The organism is Roseateles aquatilis, from assembly GCF_002205645.1.
Taxonomy (GTDB): domain Bacteria; phylum Pseudomonadota; class Gammaproteobacteria; order Burkholderiales; family Burkholderiaceae_C; genus Roseateles; species Roseateles aquatilis.
The window spans coordinates 264,233-280,826 of sequence record NZ_NIOF01000010.1; the positions used below are offsets into that span (position 1 = coordinate 264,233).

12 protein-coding genes are annotated in these 16,594 nt (G+C 64.7%); 6 read left to right on the forward strand and 6 right to left on the reverse strand.

The window, feature by feature from the left end; translation table 11 throughout:
* Positions 1-80 precede the first annotated feature (80 nt).
* The 6 genes from CDN99_RS29665 to CDN99_RS20045 all read right to left on the reverse strand — a co-directional run bounded on the left by CDN99_RS29665 (position 81) and on the right by CDN99_RS20045 (position 7,030).
* Positions 81-1,217 (reverse strand): ABC transporter ATP-binding protein, encoded by a 1,137-nt coding sequence (locus tag CDN99_RS29665; RefSeq protein WP_088386651.1) that lies wholly within the window; start codon positions 1,215-1,217, stop codon positions 81-83.
* Between the two features lie 15 nt (positions 1,218-1,232).
* A complete protein-coding gene (locus CDN99_RS20025) occupies positions 1,233-2,693 on the reverse strand; it encodes a GH1 family beta-glucosidase (RefSeq protein ID WP_238139613.1) in 1,461 nt (486 codons plus the stop codon).
* Positions 2,694-2,704: 11 nt separating this feature from the next.
* Entirely contained in the window at positions 2,705-3,568 is an 864-nt protein-coding gene (locus CDN99_RS20030) for a carbohydrate ABC transporter permease (protein WP_238139614.1), read from the reverse strand.
* A 34-nt stretch (positions 3,569-3,602) separates the two neighbouring features.
* The gene (locus tag CDN99_RS20035; protein ID WP_088386653.1) at positions 3,603-4,538 is read right to left on the reverse strand and encodes a carbohydrate ABC transporter permease; all 936 of its coding nucleotides are present in this window, start codon (positions 4,536-4,538) and stop codon (positions 3,603-3,605) included.
* A 15-nt stretch (positions 4,539-4,553) separates the two neighbouring features.
* Positions 4,554-5,795, reverse strand: coding sequence for an ABC transporter substrate-binding protein (locus CDN99_RS20040; RefSeq protein ID WP_088386699.1), 1,242 nt, complete (start codon positions 5,793-5,795; stop codon positions 4,554-4,556).
* Positions 5,796-6,004: 209 nt separating this feature from the next.
* A complete protein-coding gene (locus CDN99_RS20045) occupies positions 6,005-7,030 on the reverse strand; it encodes a LacI family DNA-binding transcriptional regulator (protein ID WP_088386654.1) in 1,026 nt (341 codons plus the stop codon).
* A 216-nt stretch (positions 7,031-7,246) separates the two neighbouring features.
* Here CDN99_RS20045 and CDN99_RS20050 point away from each other — a divergent pair, with 216 nt between their 5' ends.
* From CDN99_RS20050 to CDN99_RS20075, 6 genes are all read left to right on the forward strand, one after another.
* The gene (locus CDN99_RS20050) at positions 7,247-7,597 is read left to right on the forward strand and encodes a hypothetical protein (protein WP_202820299.1); all 351 of its coding nucleotides are present in this window, start codon (positions 7,247-7,249) and stop codon (positions 7,595-7,597) included.
* An 82-nt stretch (positions 7,598-7,679) separates the two neighbouring features.
* A complete protein-coding gene (locus CDN99_RS20055) occupies positions 7,680-8,102 on the forward strand; it encodes a hypothetical protein (RefSeq protein ID WP_141100881.1) in 423 nt (140 codons plus the stop codon).
* Between the two features lie 49 nt (positions 8,103-8,151).
* Positions 8,152-8,550 carry a hypothetical protein gene (locus CDN99_RS20060; protein WP_141100882.1) on the forward strand — a complete coding sequence of 133 codons (399 nt, stop codon included), beginning with the start codon at positions 8,152-8,154 and terminating at the stop codon, positions 8,548-8,550.
* 208 nt (positions 8,551-8,758) lie between these two features.
* Positions 8,759-9,118, forward strand: a complete 360-nt coding sequence (locus CDN99_RS20065) for a hypothetical protein (RefSeq protein ID WP_088386658.1) — start codon at positions 8,759-8,761, stop codon at positions 9,116-9,118.
* Entirely contained in the window at positions 9,085-12,600 is a 3,516-nt protein-coding gene (locus tag CDN99_RS20070) for an FG-GAP-like repeat-containing protein (protein ID WP_141100883.1), read from the forward strand. The genes CDN99_RS20065 and CDN99_RS20070 overlap by 34 nt, the downstream gene beginning before the upstream one ends.
* Before the next feature lie 97 nt (positions 12,601-12,697).
* Positions 12,698-16,594, forward strand: coding sequence for an RHS repeat domain-containing protein (locus tag CDN99_RS20075; RefSeq protein ID WP_158218899.1), 3,897 nt, complete (start codon positions 12,698-12,700; stop codon positions 16,592-16,594).

Below are 16,594 nucleotides of genomic sequence, written 5' to 3' on the forward strand. Positions count from 1 at the left end.
ACTGCGGAACGAAAGGGCCGCCGCGATCGGTGCGATCGCGAGGGCGGCCGGGGCGTGATCAGGTCGCGATCAGGCGACGATCAGGCCGCGGCGGCGGTCGCGCCGGGCTGGCGCGAGTCGTCGAGCGCGCGCGCCTCGGCATCGAAACCGAGCGCGTGGATCGCGTTGGCATGCAGGCGCGCCGCGTCGCCGTCGTGCAGCGGCGGGGCACCCGAGGGCAGCTTCGCGGTCAGCAGGCCGGTGAGCCCCTCGACGCGCAGATGAACGATGGACACATCGCCGAGGTGCTCGGCGAGCGCCACGGTGGCCGGGACGCCGGCACCGGTGCTGGCGACACTGTTGGCGCCGGCCGGATCGCCGACGGCCGATGCGGCGGCGACCTGCAGGTGCTCGGGGCGCAGGCCCAGGCGCCGGGCCGCGGGACGGGCGCCGCCGCCGAGCAGGTCCCACAACTGCCGCGCGGCGCCGGGCGCGTCGGCCGCGGGACGGTCGATGAAGTTGATGCGCGGCGCGCCGAGGAAGCCGGCGACGAACTCGTTGGCCGGCCGGCGATAGAGGTCCAGCGGGGCGCCGAGCTGCTCGATGCGCCCCTGATTGAAGACGGCGATGCGGTCGCCCATCGTCATCGCCTCGACCTGGTCGTGGGTGACGTAGATCATCGTGGTGCCGAGCTGCTGGTGCAGGCGGGTCAGCTCGATGCGCATGTCCACCCGCAGCGAGGCGTCGAGGTTGGACAGCGGCTCGTCGAAGAGGAACACCTTGGGCTTGCGCACGATCGCGCGGCCGATGGCGACGCGCTGGCGCTGGCCGCCGGAGAGCTGCCTGGGCGTGCGGCCGAGCAGGTCCGTGATGCGCAGGATCTCGGCGGTGCGGCGGACCTGCTCGTCGCGCTCGGCGCGGCTGACGCCGGCCATCTTGAGCGCGAAGCCCATGTTCTCCGCCACCGTCATGTGCGGGTAGAGCGCATAGCTCTGGAACACCATCGCCGCGCCGCGGTCGGCGGGGCGCTGGTCGTTGGCGCGGGCGCCGTCGATCAGCAGGTCGCCGCCGCTGATGTCCTCCAGGCCGGCGATCATGCGCAGCGTCGTGCTCTTGCCGCAGCCCGACGGGCCGACGAAGACCATGAACTCGCCGTCGCGCACGTCCAGGTCCAGTCCCTGGATCACCTCGTGGTCGCCGTAGCGTTTGCGGATGCCGCGCAGCGTGACTTGTCCCATGAGCCGTTCTCCCGTTCAGCCGCCGCGCGCGGCGCGTTGCCGCCGCACGAAGTCGCGATACGCCACGGCGCTGTCCTTGGGCGTGCGCGCCAGCGTGGCGTAGTCCACGTGCACGATGCCGAAGCGCTTCTCGTAGCCCGAGGCCCACTCGAAGTTGTCCATCAGGCTCCACACCATGTAGCCGCCCATGGGCGCGCCCTGGCGCAGCGCCTCGCCCACGGCGGCGATGTGCGTGTCGAGGTAGCGGGTGCGGTCCTCGTCGTGGACGCGGCCGTCGGCGCCGATCGGGTCCTTGAAGGCGCCGCCGTTCTCGGTCACGTACAGGCGCTTGACGGCGTAGTCGCGATGCAGTCCCACCAGCAGGTCGGTCAGCCCTTGCGGGTAGACCTCCCAGCCCATGTCGGTGAGCTCCAGCCCTCCCGCCTTGGCGTCCCACGAGCCGTCGGCGCTGATCATGCCGCGCGAGTAGTAGTTGACGCCCACGAAGTCGATGGGCACCTGGATCAGCGCCATGTCGCCGGCCTCCACATACGGCGCGGCGTGGCCCAGGTCGTCGAGCACGTCCCGCGGATAGCCGCCCTTGAACAGCGGATCCATGTACCAGCGGCGCAGCTTGCCGTCCTCCAGCCTGGCCTTGGCGCGGTCGGCGGCGGAGTCCGTCGCCGGCACCATCGGCGCGAGGTTCAGCACGATGCCGAGCGGTGCCGTGACGCCGAGCGCCCGCATCGCCGTCACCGCCAGCCCGTGGCTGACCAGCAGGTGGTGCGAGACCTGCGCGGCGATGCGACGGTCCTTGATGCCGGGCGCGAAGACCCCGGTCTCGTGGCCGAGCTGCGCCATCACCCAGGGCTCGTTGTGCGTCGCGATCGAGGCGACCTTGCCGCCGAGCCTCTTGGCGATGCCGACGGCGTATTCGACGAAGCGCTCGACGGTCGCGCGATTGCCCCAGCCGCCGACGTCCTGCAGCGCTTGCGGCAGGTCCCAGTGATTGAGCGTCAGGTAGGGCTTGATGCCGCGCGCGATCAGGCCGTCGACGAGGCGCTCGTAGAAGACCAGGCCGGGCTCGTTCCAATCGCCGTCGCCGGTCGGGCGCACGCGCGGCCAGGAGACGGAGAAGCGGTACGCGTCCACCCCCAGGTCGCGGATCATGTCCAGGTCCTGTTCCAGGCGGTCGTAATGCCCGCAGGCGACGTCGCCATCGCTGCCGTCGGCGATCACGCCGGGCTGGCGGCAGAAGCTGTCCCAGATGGACGGGCCCTTGCCGTCGGCGTCCGCCGCACCTTCGATCTGGAAGGCGCTGGTGGCCACGCCCCAGACGAAGTCGGCCGGGAAGTCGGCCGCCGAGGCCGTCGGCAGCGCCAGGGCGGCGGGCGTGGCGTGCGGCGCGGACGCTGGCGAAGCGGCGGGCGACGGGGAGGAGGAGGGCGTGGAGGTCGATGCCATCGATGCGGTGGGGTTGGAGTCGGGGGGACTCATGGGTCGGGGGCTCACTTCACGGCGCCCACGGTCAGGCCCGAGATGAGCTGACGGGAGCACAGGACGAAGAGCACGATCAGCGGCAGCGTCGCGATGGCGGATCCGGCCATCAGCGCGCCCCATTCGGTGTCCACGGGGCTTTGCAGGCTGCGCAGCGCCAGCGGCAGCGTGTACATGTCGGGCGAGCGCATCACCACCAGCGGCCCGATGAAGTTGTTCCAGGACGAGATGAAGGTGATCAGTCCCAGCGTGCCCAGCGCCGGCTTGAGCAGCGGCAGCACGATGCGGGCGTAGATGCCGAGCTCCCCACAGCCGTCCATGCGGGCGGCCTCGACCAGCTCGCGCGGCACGGCCGACGCGGTGAACTGGCGCATCAGGAAGATGCCGAAGGCGCTGGCCGCGCCGGGGATGTAGAGCGCGCGCGGCTGATCGATCCAGCCGAGCAGGTCCATGATCATGAAGCTGGGGATCATGTTCATGAAGCTGGGCAGCAGCATCGTGCCCATGACCAGCCCGAACAGCGCCTTCTTGAAGCGGAACTCGTACATCGCGAAGGCGTAGCCGCCCATCGAGCAGAACAGCAGCGTGAGCAGCGTGTTGGCCACGCCGACGTACAGGCTCAGCCCGAGGTTGCGCCAGAAGGGCAGGCGGCGGGTGAGGATCTCGACGTTGTGCAGGAAGTCGTCGCCGAACCACATCGGCGGCGGCAGGCTGAAGATCTCGGTCCGCGAGTGGGTCGCGAAGACGAACATGAAATAGAACGGCGCCAGCATGATCAGCGCGCCGACGCCCACCAGCAGGTAGGCGGCCCAGGCGCTCATGCGCGGCGTGCGGGGCGCGGCGACGTCGAGGGGGGCGGGCAGGGTGGTGCTCATGTCGGTCGTGCGTGCTGGGGCGGGCGAGCGGGGCTCATTCGCCCTTGCGCCGGAACGCGCGGTTGGTCAGCCAGGTGAGCGCGGCCACCACCAGGAACAGCAGCCAGGACATGGCGCTGGCGGCGCCGAAGTCGTTGAAGTCGAACGCGTTGCGATAGAGGTAGACAGCGGCGCTCATGCCGGCCTGGTCGGAGCCGCCCTTGCCGCCGGTGAGGATGAAGGGCTCCTCGAAGAGCTGCAGGCCGCCGATGACGCTCAGCGTGACGCCGAAGAAGATCATCGGTCGCAGGCTGGGCAGCGTGATGTGGAAGAACTGCTGCAGGCGGCCGGCGCCGTCCATCGTCGCGGCCTCGTAGAGGTCGGGCGGGATGGTCTGCAGCGCGGCCAGGTAGAGCACCACGTTGAAGCCGACGTAGCGCCAGAACACGATCATCGAGATGGCGGGCTTGAGCGCGTCCGGGTCGTTGAGCCAGTCCACCGCCGCCTGCGGCATCAGCGCGCCCAGCAGCGGGACTTCGCGCAGCGTGGCGATGGCGAGGTTGATCAGGCCGTAGTCGGTGGAGAAGAGCGAGCTGAACAGGATCGCGATCGCGACCGAGGAGGTGATGTAGGGCAGGAAGTACGCGCCGACGGCCGCGTTGCGCCAGCGCTTGAAGGCCAGGTGCAGGAAGGTCGCGAGCGGGATCGCCACGAGGTGCTGCGGCACGCCGGACGCGATCGCCAGCCAGGCGGTGTTGCGCATCGACTTCCAGAACCATTCGTCCTGCAGCGCGAAGGCGAAGTTGTCCAGCCCGACCCAATGCATCGCGGCCAGGCCGCTGGTCGGCTCCCAGCTGTGGAAGGCCAGGTAGAGCGAGAACAGCAGCGGGAACAGCCCGAAGACCACGAACAGCAGCAGGAACGGCGCCAGCAGCGCATACGGCGCGTAGCGGGGCGAGAGTCGCAGCGAGGGGGGCAGGCGGAGCGTCATCGTCGTGGGTCCGGATCAGCGGCGCGCGCGTTGCTGGAGCAGGCGCCGGGCGTCGGCCAGCGCGGTCGGGATGTCCTTGCCGCGGTCCAGCACCTTGTCGAGCTCGGTGTCGATGACCTCGCGGGCGAAGGCGTCCTGCTTGTGCACCGGCACGGCGCGGATGTGGCCGGCGGCATCGCGCCAATCGCGGCGCGCGGCCTGGCCGCCGAGGAAGGGCAGGGGCTGGTCGTAGAACGCGTCCTGCTGCGCGGCCAGCAACGCGGGGAAGGCGTCCTGCGCCTTGAAGGCGGCGAGCTGCTGCGCGCGGTCCATGGTCATGAAGCGGATGAACTCGAAGGCGATCGGCTTGCGGGCCGGGTCGCCGTGGCGGGCAATCGCGAAGAAGCTGCCGCCATAGGCGGCGAAGGCGCCCTCGGGCAGCGTCGCGGCGCGCCACTTGCCTCGCGTGCCGGGCGCCAGCCAGGTGTTGAGGTGGCCGGCCAGCCAGGCCCCGGACATCTGCGTCGCGATGCCGCCGCGCTTGAAGCCTTCGGTCCAGTCGGAGGACCACGCGGTGACCTTCGCGTCGAGCTGCTGGCGGCGCACCGCCCGCGCCAGCTCGAAGGCGCGCACGAAACGCGGCGAGGTCACCAGCGGCCGCGAGTCCTGGTCGAAGTACAGCCCCTCGCCGGGCCGCAGGCCGGTGCGGATGAGGATGTCCTTCATGTCGCGTGCATGGGCCATCAGGTAGGCGCCGGTCGCGGCCTTGATCTTCACGCCGGCCTCGACGTAGCCGTCCCAGCTGCGGGTCAGATCGGCCTCCTTCAGCCCGGCGCGCGCCAGCAGGTCGGTGCGGTAGAGCAGCGTGCCGGGGCCGATGTCGGTGGGCACGGCCAGCACCGCGCCGGCAGGCGTGGTGGCCTGGTCGAAGGCGTAGCCGACGAAGCGATCGCGGAAGCGGCGCAAGTCGTAGGGCGGCCGGGAGAGGTCCTCCAGCCCGGTGCCCTGCGCGAAGCGGCCCAGATAGCCGACCTCCAGCGCCATCACGTCCGGCAGGCCCTTGGCGGTGGAGAGCGCTGTCGTCATTGCGGTGTGGTGGTCGTTGACCTCGCGGCTCACGACCTTCACGTCGACGTCCGGGTGCAGTTGGCGCCAAGCGGGCAACGCAGCGCGGACGATCTCGTCGATGGCGGGGAAGGCGGCGACGGTCAGCGTCGTCGCGGGCATCCTGGCGGCGGGGGCCGTGGCGGTGGATGCGCCGTCGGGAGAGCCAGCCATGGCAAGTCCTGACCCTCCGAAGGTCAGGGCCAAGCCCATGCCGATCGCCGCCGTGCGCGAGGCCCACTGCCGCATGCCGTTCATCTCCGTTGTCGTATTTATGAAAGCGCTTTCATGATAGCGACGACAAGATCCGAAACGTAGCAGGGTTATCGCTTAGGGTGGAGTGCCGGCGTGGGACGTCGAGCGGAGCGACATCGCAGGCGGGCTCAAAGGGCGCCGGTGGACGACCGGATGATCAGGCGCGGCTCGGGCAACTGCGCGGTGGGCTTGCGGTCGGCCAGCAGGTCCAGCAGGGCCTGGGCGGCGCAGCGGCCGAGCTCCAGGCCGGCCTGGTGGATGGTGGTGAGCGGCGGGATCGAATGCGCGGCGCCGGCGAGATCGTCGAAGCCGACGATGGAGACGTCATCGGGGACGCGCAGGCCGCGTCGGTGGAGCGCGAGCGACGCGCCGAAGGCCATCTGATCGTTGGCCGCGAAGATCGCGGTGAAGGGCTCGCGGCTGTCGATGAGGCGCTCGACGGCCATCAGGCCGCTGTCCTCGTGGAACAGGCCGGGCAGCACGAGCGCGGGTTTGTACTTCACGCCGGCCGCCTCGAGCGCGGCGCGGTAGCCACGCAGGCGCTCCTGGGCATCGGGGTGGACCGGGTCGCCGGTGATGAACGCGATCTTGCGATGGCCCTGCGACAGCAGGTGATGCGTGGCGAGCCGCGCGCCCTCGAAGTCGTTGAAGTTCAGCGAATACAGGCCCTGCGCCTTGAGCGTGCGGCCGGTGACGACCACCGGCAGGTCCTTGGCGAGCTTGCGCAGCGAGTCGTCGCTGAGCCGGCCGGTGAGGACGATGAGGCCGTCGACGCGGCGCGAGCGCAGCGTGTCGATGCAGCGCTGCTCCTCCTTGGCGTTCCAGTGCCCGCTGGCGAAGAGCGGCACGAAGCCGGCGGCGTCCAGCACTTCCTCGATGCCGCGCAGCGCGACGCCGTAGTAGGGGCTGTCGATCGCCTGCGTCACGACGCCCACGCTCTGCGAGCGTCCGCCGGCGAGCACGCGGGCGATGGGGTTGGGGACGAAGCCCAGCTCGGCGATGGCGCGGTCGACCGCGTCCTTCTTCTCCTGGCTCACGACGGCGGTGCCGTTGAGGATGCGCGAGACGGTGCTGGGTGAGACGCCGCTGACCTCCGCCACCATGCCCAGCGTCACCTTCGAGGCGGCGGAGCGGCTGGTCTTGGAGCTCTTCATGGATGGGTCCGGAGTGGGGGCTGGGCGCGGCGAGTTTAAGGGACGGGTCCGTGGGCGGGGGGGAGCGTGTGGGGCGTGGGTTCCGGGGATCGATCCGCATCGACAAGATGTTGTGATCGCGTTAAGGTGCGCGCCACGCGCGGCGGGAGTCGCCGGACCGTTGGGCGGCGCAGACCCCCGGGGTCATCAAATCAAGAACGACTGCAGGGAGTGGTCATGAGGAAAAAGCTGACAAGGCTGATGGCCTTCGTCGTGGCGGCGGTGTTGCCGATGCAGGCACACGCGGCGTACGAGTGCAATGTGAGCATCAAGTACGTCCTCGTCTATGCGGACGGCGGAGTGAACGTGATGCACAGCGGGCGCAATGACTTCACGGTGATCTGCAACCTGAATACGCAGTACGGGACGGTGTCCCCGACGACCTGCTCCATGTGGACCGCGCTGCTGCTGGGCGTGAAGAAGCGCAACGCATTGGCGACGTTCTACTTCCCGGGAGAGGGAAATTGCGCGACCTTGCCGACCTATGGTCTGGCGCCGGTGCCGACCTACATCGGGGAAATTCCCTGAGCTGTCACGGCTGAATCCGAGCGTTCTTCAGAGATGACGACGGCGCCCATGCAGGCGTGTCGCAAGAAATGAGGGAGAGGGCATGAAGCGAATGCAACGGACCGCGAAGGCGGTGTCGCGCCGGTCGTCGCGCGCGGCGCGAGCCATGCTGATCGGGATGCTGGCGATGGCGTCCCTGGGCAGCCAGACGGCGCTTGCCGCCGCGGGGGATACCGGCCCGGTGTATCTGCAGAGCGTCGGCGTGCTTGCCGTCGCCGACGGCGGCCATCTGGCGGGGAACATGGAGATCGAGGTGCGGGGCGGGTTCACGCTGCCGCCGGGCGTGGTTTGCGACACGCGCTACATCACCACGCTTCAAGCCACCGATGCCGATCTGCGCATGTTCACCTTGCTGACCGCCGCGCACCTGAAGGGGAAGTCGGTGCGGCTTCGCATCACTGACGATCCGGCACGCCGAGCATTCATTGGGCGGTGCAGTCTCATGTGGGTGGGGGTGGATCCGTGAAGGCGGCATGGGCGCCGGGGCGTTGATGGCGGGAGAGGGGAGGGAATCGATGACGGCCAAGAACATCCTTCGAGTCAAGTGGCGGGCGCTGGCGGTGGCAGGCGCATTGGCCGTGGCGCTGCCGGGCGGCTCTTCATGGGCGGGCGCGGGAGACACTGGGCCCGTGCATCTGGAGAGCGTCGTTGTCGTCGAAGTACCCGACAGCGGGCATCTGGCCGGCACGCTCGCCATTGCGGTGCGCGGCGGATTCACGATGCCGAATGGCGTCAATTGCAGTCCGCGATTTATCTCCACGTTGAAGACGGTCGATCGCGATCAGCGGATGTTCATGCTGTTGACGGCGGCGCTGTCAAAAGGGAAGACCGTGCGGCTTCGGATCACCGACGACCCGGCGTTGTGCGCGTTCGTCGGGGAATGCAGCCTGATGTGGGTGGGGTTGGATCCGTGACGGCAAGCGGCATCCTGCGAAGTGACGTGATGGTGGTGCGGGTCTTGGAAGGCCTCGGCGGAATGAAGTTGCGTAGCCATGCGATTTGCTGATTGTTCGCTGAAGTGTGTCCGCGAGATTCCCTGAGTTGTCACTGTTCGTGCCGACAATCAGGAACACATGACGACGGCGCCCATGCAGGCACGTCGCGGGAAACGAGGGAGAGGATATGAAGCGAATCGGACTTGCTGCCGCAGCAGTTTTGCTGTTGTCGTGCGGTATCGCCCAGGCCGACGAGAGGGTCACCACGATCACGCCCGATATGGCGCTGCAACTGCGCGCGCATTCGGCCTCGCATGGGACCGTTGGTGCGCGAAAGATGCAGATGCTCTACGCGCCTACTCTCGAGGACGGCTGCACGAGCGTCTACCTGTATGCGGACGACGATATCGTCATGTACGCCACCCTGATGAAGGCCGTCACCATCAAGTCGACCTTCGTGTTGATCTACGACACCGCCCCTGCAAGACGAGGCCCTTGGGGTGATCCGCTGTCGTGTCCGTTGACGTCGGTGACGATCAAGCTGTGAGCGCTGCTAGCGCGGTGCGCGCCGATGGCACGGTGGCTTGGCCGCTACCCGATACCCGCCTTGAACATCTCAATAACTCCAAAGACTCGGCTCTGCGTGAAATGAAGAACTACTTGTCCCTTCGAATGGCGCTGCTCGCCGTGGTGACCGGCGTTTCGATGACGAGCCATGCGGCGGTTTCGGTGTCTCCTGGCGGTCAGCCGGGATACAGCATCAGCGTCTCGACCCCGCCAGGGCGAGGGCCGGAGCCGAGCATCTCCATCAACTACACCGGGGGACGGAATGGCTCTGTCGGTACCGGGTGGTCGTTGAATGTCGGTGCGCAGATCACGCGATGCGCGGGGATCAAGGCCATCGATGGGATGCCGGGAACCATCAATTTCATGGCGACCGACAAGTTGTGCTTCAACGGCGCGCGGTTGATCGCGCTCGACGGCAGCGGCAATCCGGTGACAGGTCTTGCCAGTCGGGATGCGGAAGGGCTGGGTGCTTCGGCGTACAGGGAGTTCCGTGTGGAGACGGATAGCCGGACGCGCGTGCGGGCCTACGGCATGGTCGGAACTTCTGGAGAGACTGGACCGCAGTACTTTCAGGTCTGGCAGGCTGACGGCAGCATGGCAGTCCTGGGCAAGGGGCCCGACGATTTCGGCAGCAATGCGCTCGTTGTTGGATCGCAAGTCGCCTATGCAAAGACCGGCATGACGTGGCTCGTGTCGGAAATGCGGGATCGACATGGCAATAGCATTCGATTCTTCTATGACCAAGCATCTTATTCACTTGGAACGAATGTCGGCGGCACCGACGGATATGCCACGCCAGGCCTCGACGTCGTGGTGCGGGAGATTCAGTACGGGCCAGGCAACAAGGTAGTCTTCTCTTACTCCGAGCGGGCGGACACGCCGGGCGCGCGCGAAGAGACGCTCTATCGCGGCAACAAATCGGTGTCGGTCCGGCTGTTGAATGCCATCTCGACGTATGTGAATGCTCCGACCGACGTTGGATCGATTTCCGGCGCAGTGCATGCGCAGACCACGAGACTGAGCTACGACACAGGCACCGTCAGCGGTCGCCCTCGCCTGAAGGATGCACGCGTGTGCACGACGCCTGCCGGTGGCACATGTCTGCCTGCGACGTCGTTCACTTACACCGAGGGAGGTCCAACGTCGTACTCCGAAGTCGCCGGCCTGAATCTTCCGAACGACATCTACTCCCCGCTAGGGACGTCCGGAAGCCCTTCCGGTGCGGTGTCCGCGGATTTCGACAACGACGGCAAGACCGATCTGTTGAAGATCAGTGTCTACGGATCGCCACGAAACGTCATCTATCGCAGCCTGGGGAACGGGCAGTTCGCCACTGTGATCGACCCGGTCATCGCGAACGAGCGATTCACGGTTGAGAGTTGGCCTTGGCCGACGGACTGCAGGATCGATGTCATCGTGCGCGACTTCAATGGAGACGGGCGCCCCGACATCTTTCGCTTCGTCAACAAGTATGAGTTCGTCGTCGGTGAGAACCCCTGTCCATCGATGAGCTCGGCGCTCTATCTCAATCTGCCGAGCGGCTTCGTGAAGAAGGATGTGACGGGATTCCCGCAACGGTTCCGCGAGTGGTACCCCGAGTTCTTCCAAAGCGAAGAAGGACCGAGCCCCTACAAGGGGTGGGGTGCGGCGGAGAACTTCTTCCTTCTGGACTTGAATGGAGATGGCATTCTCGATGTGATCACATCGAAGATCGAAGGCAAGGATTTCGCTGCAAGTACGTTTGACCTCTGCCCGAGTGGTCAATGCACTCGGGCATTTCTGGGCAACGGGGAGGGCGGTTTCTCTGAAGTTCCGACAAACCTCGCGCCGTATCCAATGATCCAACTGGGTTACACCGGTCTGGGTGGATCTGCGACGGTTGACCTCGATGCGGATGGACTGAGTGACCTGATCGTCATGGATCCACGCTCCGAGATGTACAGCGGCGCTTACAGCGCCGACTTCCGATGGGCGGACATTGCGATTTCTCGTGGTGACGGAAACTTCGATTTCAAAAAGCACGATCAATTGATCAACTCGGTCGCCAGCGCGATGGCATTTGACAGCCAAGGCGATGGACAGCTGGAAGTGCGATTGACCTACTCGGGACTCAATGGTGGCGGTACTTACGTCTGGAGCCTTCCCGACCCCTTGTTCTCGGTCATCCCTCAGCCTCCTTGGAAGGGCGTGCCGGAATGGATCGGCGACCAGCCGCTCGCAGGTGGTGGATATCCGGTCTTGCTCGACTTCAACGGTGACGGCCGCAGCGACTCGTTGTTCCTCATCCCTCGTATCGAGGCCGTTCAGCCACACGAGGAGTATCTGCAGGTCATGATGCAGCTCTCGAAGGGCAACAACCAGGCGACACAGGACCGAGCATTCAACATACCGTTGAACAAACTCGGGACCATGCAGAACGGCATGGCTGGCGGCACCTACAAGCGCCAGATGTTCATTGGTAATTTTACCGGGAAGTCGTCTGTTGAGGTGCTCAGCCTTGGGGATGTAGCCAGCGGCGAAACGTCAAACGCTCTGTACACGCCGGACAACCCAATCCCACCGGACCGTCTGCTCACGGTACGCGAAGGCGCCGCCGGAGTGACCTCGATCACCTATCAGCCTGCGGCGGCGACAGACCGCGTGAGCGTCGAGACGAGCGCCGACACGGGGCAGGTTTCGGTGGCGCCCTCAGGCGTCATCGTCACCGCCTTGTCGAGCCCCAGCGGCGTCCCCGGCCAACCTTCCGTCACCGAATACGCGTATGCGGGTCAACGTGCAGACAAGAATGGCCGAGGGAGCCTGGGCTACCGGATATTCAAGTCGCAGACAGATACGCCGAATGGTCGCAAGATGACCAGCGTCACGCGATTTTCCCAGAGCTTCCCCTACGTTGGAATGCCAATGAGCACGCGCACGGTGCTCTCCAGTCTGGCCGTGGCCGATCAGGGCCAAGTCTTGATGACGAAGGAGTTTGCATACTGTGATGCGGCCAACGATGCCGGCGCCCGTGATGCGCTAATTGCCGGTGCTGGCAACTGCGCGCCGGTGGTTTCACCGATCAAACGTACCTATGCAAGGTTGGTCCGCTCGGTCGGATATGACCTCGATGGCTCTGTCATGCCAACGCAGACGATCACGACCGACGTTAATGGTGCTGGCTATCCGACTACCGTCGCCACGATCGCGTCGCTCAATGGGCAGTTATTCCGCAGTACCGAAACGACGAGCTATCTGGCTGACGATGCCGCCTGTTCCACCGCGCAGGTGTGCCGCTGGTGGATTGCCCGCCCTGATCGGGTCACGGTGAGCAAATCCGCGCCGAATGTTCTACCGACTGTAGTTGCGGGCAACGAACCTTTGGCCACCGGCATCAACGGCACGGTGCCGAATGTGCCTCAAGGGCCGCAGGGGCTGCCAGCTGCGTTGGTTGCCGCCATGTGGCAGATCCTGGCGGACGACTGACAGCGCATCAGTCCAGTTGCACAGATGTCGTAGCCCTCTGATCGGGCACGGCATTCAGAAGAACGACATTGGAATGCTCATCATGAGAATTCAGGGAGTGAGATTCAAGATCCTCGCGATCACCGCGATCTTGAATCTGGCGGCGATTGGGGCGAGGGCAGATACATCCACCGCGCCGGTGGATTCGTCGAACTACAGCAGAACGGTTCGGTATATCTATGAGGCGGGAACGGGGCGCTTGTCTGCGACGCAGGTCGAGCCGGACAACCTCGCGCTTTGCAAAACTACATCGATAACCTACGACGCCTGGGGCAATGTCACTAGTAGTAGCGAGTCGAACTGTGAGGGCGCTCCGGCACGCGTCCGAATCCAGACTCGCACGACGCGCGACAGGTTCGATGCAGTCGTGGCACAGCCCTTCGTCGTTAACGGGGCGGCTGTCAGCATTCCGGTTGTTGCGGGTGTCTTCGCCACGACCAATGAGAACGCGCTTTCGCAGGCGCGCAAGTCGGGATTCGACCCACGGTTCGGCCTACCGATCCGTGTCGAGGATCCCAATGGCGCAATCGCTCGGGACGACCTTGACGACTTCGGTCGTGTCATTCGCAAGTTCTCTGCGGACGGAACTTCGGTCGTCACGCAGTACTGCGTGCTGTCCGCGGCGGGTGTGGACATGTCGTCCAACAGCCCGAATTGCCCGAGCGTCGCATCGCCTGAGCGTCCGGATGCTGCGGTGAGCATGACTCATACCGAGCCGCGCAATACGCAAGACAGCAAGTCTGGTCCATTCATTCGGACCTACCTCGACGCACTGGGACGATCCATTCGTAGCGTCACGGAAAGCTTCGATGGTGCCGGTCAACCGGCCGGTCGCGCCGGGACCCCCGTGGTTTCCGACACCGTCTATGGCCCCGAAGGCCAGAAGCTGATGCAGACGGGCGCCTACTTCCTTGCCAGCGGATCGAGTGCGTTGCAGGGTAGCCAGGACGTCGGTGTTACTTCGTTCGACTACGACGATCTGGGAAGAGTAGTTCGGACCTACAGCGCCAATCCGAACGGTCGGGCAACACGTGCCTTTGGCGGTGGCGCATTCGGCTACGGCAGCTATGGCAGTCGAGCCAGCACACTGACGGTGGTGCAGTACAGCGGGGCTGTGACAACAACCACTGATCCGCAAGGGCATACAGCGAGTTCCGAGCGCGATGCCTTGGCGCAGATCATCCGGGTCACGGATCGTGGAGGCGCTCAGCTGGCCTATCGATACGACGCGTTCGGACTCCCGATCCAAAGTCGCGATGCGTTGCAGAACGTCAGCACAACGACGTTCGATGTGCTCGGTCGCGTCGTCGCCTCGGATGATCCGGACAAGGGTGTTTCGCAGACCTGTCTGGACGTGCTGGGGCAGGTGAAGTCGTCGCAGAACTCCAAACAGCGAGGCAGTCACGGGCAGAGCTCGTGCCCGAACGACGGGGACAGCGGCAGTAGCGCTACCGGGCGGCCTGGCTGGACCACGTATGCCTACGACGTGCTCGGTCGCAGGACTGAGCAGCGCGCGTCCAATGATGTCTACCAGTGGTCCTATGACAGTGGCACGGGCGCGATCGGCAGGTTGAGCCAATCCACCACGGCGCAGGGCGTGACGAAACGCTATTACTACGACGCCCTGGGACGCGCGACCAGTTCAAGAACCGACATCACCCAAGGCCCGTCGTTCGCGACCTCCGTGGCCTATGACGGCGTTTCAGGGCATCTGGCCAGCAAGACCTATCCGACAGGCTTGAAGGTCGGATACGAGTACACGGCGCGAGGATTCCTGTCTGCGCTGCGGACGTTGTCGAGCTTGGACCTCAAGCCGCTGCCGGCTACGTCGGGAGGTGCGATACCGGCTGGTTCGTTCCTGGCAGCGAACACCGTGTTGTGGTCCGCGCGCACGCAACGCGCGGACGGTCGCCTCGAGCAAGCGGTGTTCTCGAGTGGCGTGGTCAGCACCACCGTCACCGATGCCATCGGACGAGTGACCGGTCAGACAGTGAGTACCGGGGCTCTTGGTGCTATCGCCAGCATGGGGTACGCCTGGGACGACGTGGACAACCTGACTTCCCGGGTCGACAACATCGGTAGTGGTTCCGGGGCGGTCAGCGAGTCCTTCGAGTACGACAAGCTGAACCGCCTGGCGGCCTATGCCGTGTCCTCGCCGACGATTCCCAATATTCAGCGTCGTGTCGAGCTCAAGTACAACGCGCTGGGAATGATGCTGTCTAAGGACGATGTAGGCAGCTATGCCTACCCTGCGCAAGGGGTCGGCGTGCGTCGTCCGCATGCTCCGTTGTCCGTCGCCGGCGCCGCTCTGCAATACGACCTCAATGGCAACGTCATTGCCAAAGCTGCGGGCAAATACAGCACGCTGACGTACACCGAATTCGATCGAGTAGCGACGGCGAGTTCCTCGTTCGGCATTGCCTATGCATGGTCGTATGACGAATCACAGTTCCGCGTCAAGGAGACTCGTGTCGCGTCCAACGGTACGCGCACGCTCTGGTATCTCCATCCCGATGCTGTCGGGGGACTGGGGTATGAACTCGAAACCCTAAATGGGGTCAACAGCCATAGGCACTTCCTGACAGTCGGCAGTCAAACTGTCGGCGTGGTTGTTAGCGCGGGTGGCTTGCCGGCCATGAACGCTCAGCAGGTGGCGCCTGCGGATGCTGGAGTACTGGCGATCAACAAGATCGAGTACTGGCACCAAAACCACCAGAACTCGTTGGTCGCGACCACGGATCATTCTGGCGCCGTAACGGCACGATATGCCTACGATCCTTTCGGAAAACGTCGGCAGAACGATGGAAATTACGATCTCAGCGGGTCATTGGTAGTTGACTGGCGAAGCGATACCAACGCTGGAACCGCGCGCGGTTTTACAGGCCATGAGCAGCTGAATGATATTGGCCTGATCAACATGAACGGACGGATCTATGACGATCTGGTCGGTGTGTTTCTTCAAGGCGACCCGGTGCTGCAGGATCGATTCAATACGCAAAATTACAGTGCGTATTCGTATGTATATAACAACCCCTTGAATGCGTCCGATCCGAGCGGAATGGTGGCTCAGCTTCCACCCGTTGATATCGACGGGAAAAGGACACCGAAGAAAAGGTCTGATGATAGTTGGCCGACAAAGTTGTCGCCAACTAGCCGAGAGATGGGGGACAATGAATATGCGGTTGATATGGCGCTGTCTCGTGTCTTCGTGGCGTCGTGGCAGTCCTGTCCGAGCGGTGCTTGCCTACGGCTGATCGACACAGCTACCGTAAATCCGCCCACCGCAACTGCGGGGACTCAGTTTTCAGCAGCAAGTTATTTGGCGAAGGCTGCGCGCAAGATATCCAGTTTTGCGTCTCAGGCTTCTCGATCCTTTGGCGTCTTTGATCGATTTAAACCTTCTCGAGAGTCCATCAATGAAGGCGTTCGCACGCGTTTCTTCGCGCCAATCTGTGTTAAGGGATGCTTTATTCGGGAAGTTGCAATTGAGGCAACACAAGATTCAGCGGCGGCGGCGATTGATGGATTTGCTGAGGCGGCGAATCGCTATTATCCTTCTCTTGCGGAGATTGCTACTCTTGCGTTAGGGGTTCCAGAGGCAGCAGCTGGCGCCACGGTAGCCGACCGGGTGGCTGCAATTCATGGGGTACTTGATCCGATCGCTGCAAACAGAAGAACCACAGCTGTTCTTGAAACTACGGGTGGTACTCGTATTGTCGCTTCGGGTGGAAGGGACTTGTCGCGAGCTCAACGAAGTGCCTTGCAGCCGGGAGAGGTGGGGGCGCGGTCTCCAGGCGAACACGCGGAGCGCACCGCCATACGATATTTGTTCGATAATTCGCTAACTCCCTCGCAATTGGCGGTGTCGAGGCCGATTTGCTTCTCATGCCGTGAAGCTATTGAAGCGAGTGGTGGTCGCTTGACGAGTAGTACATCCGCAACATGGCCAAGGTGA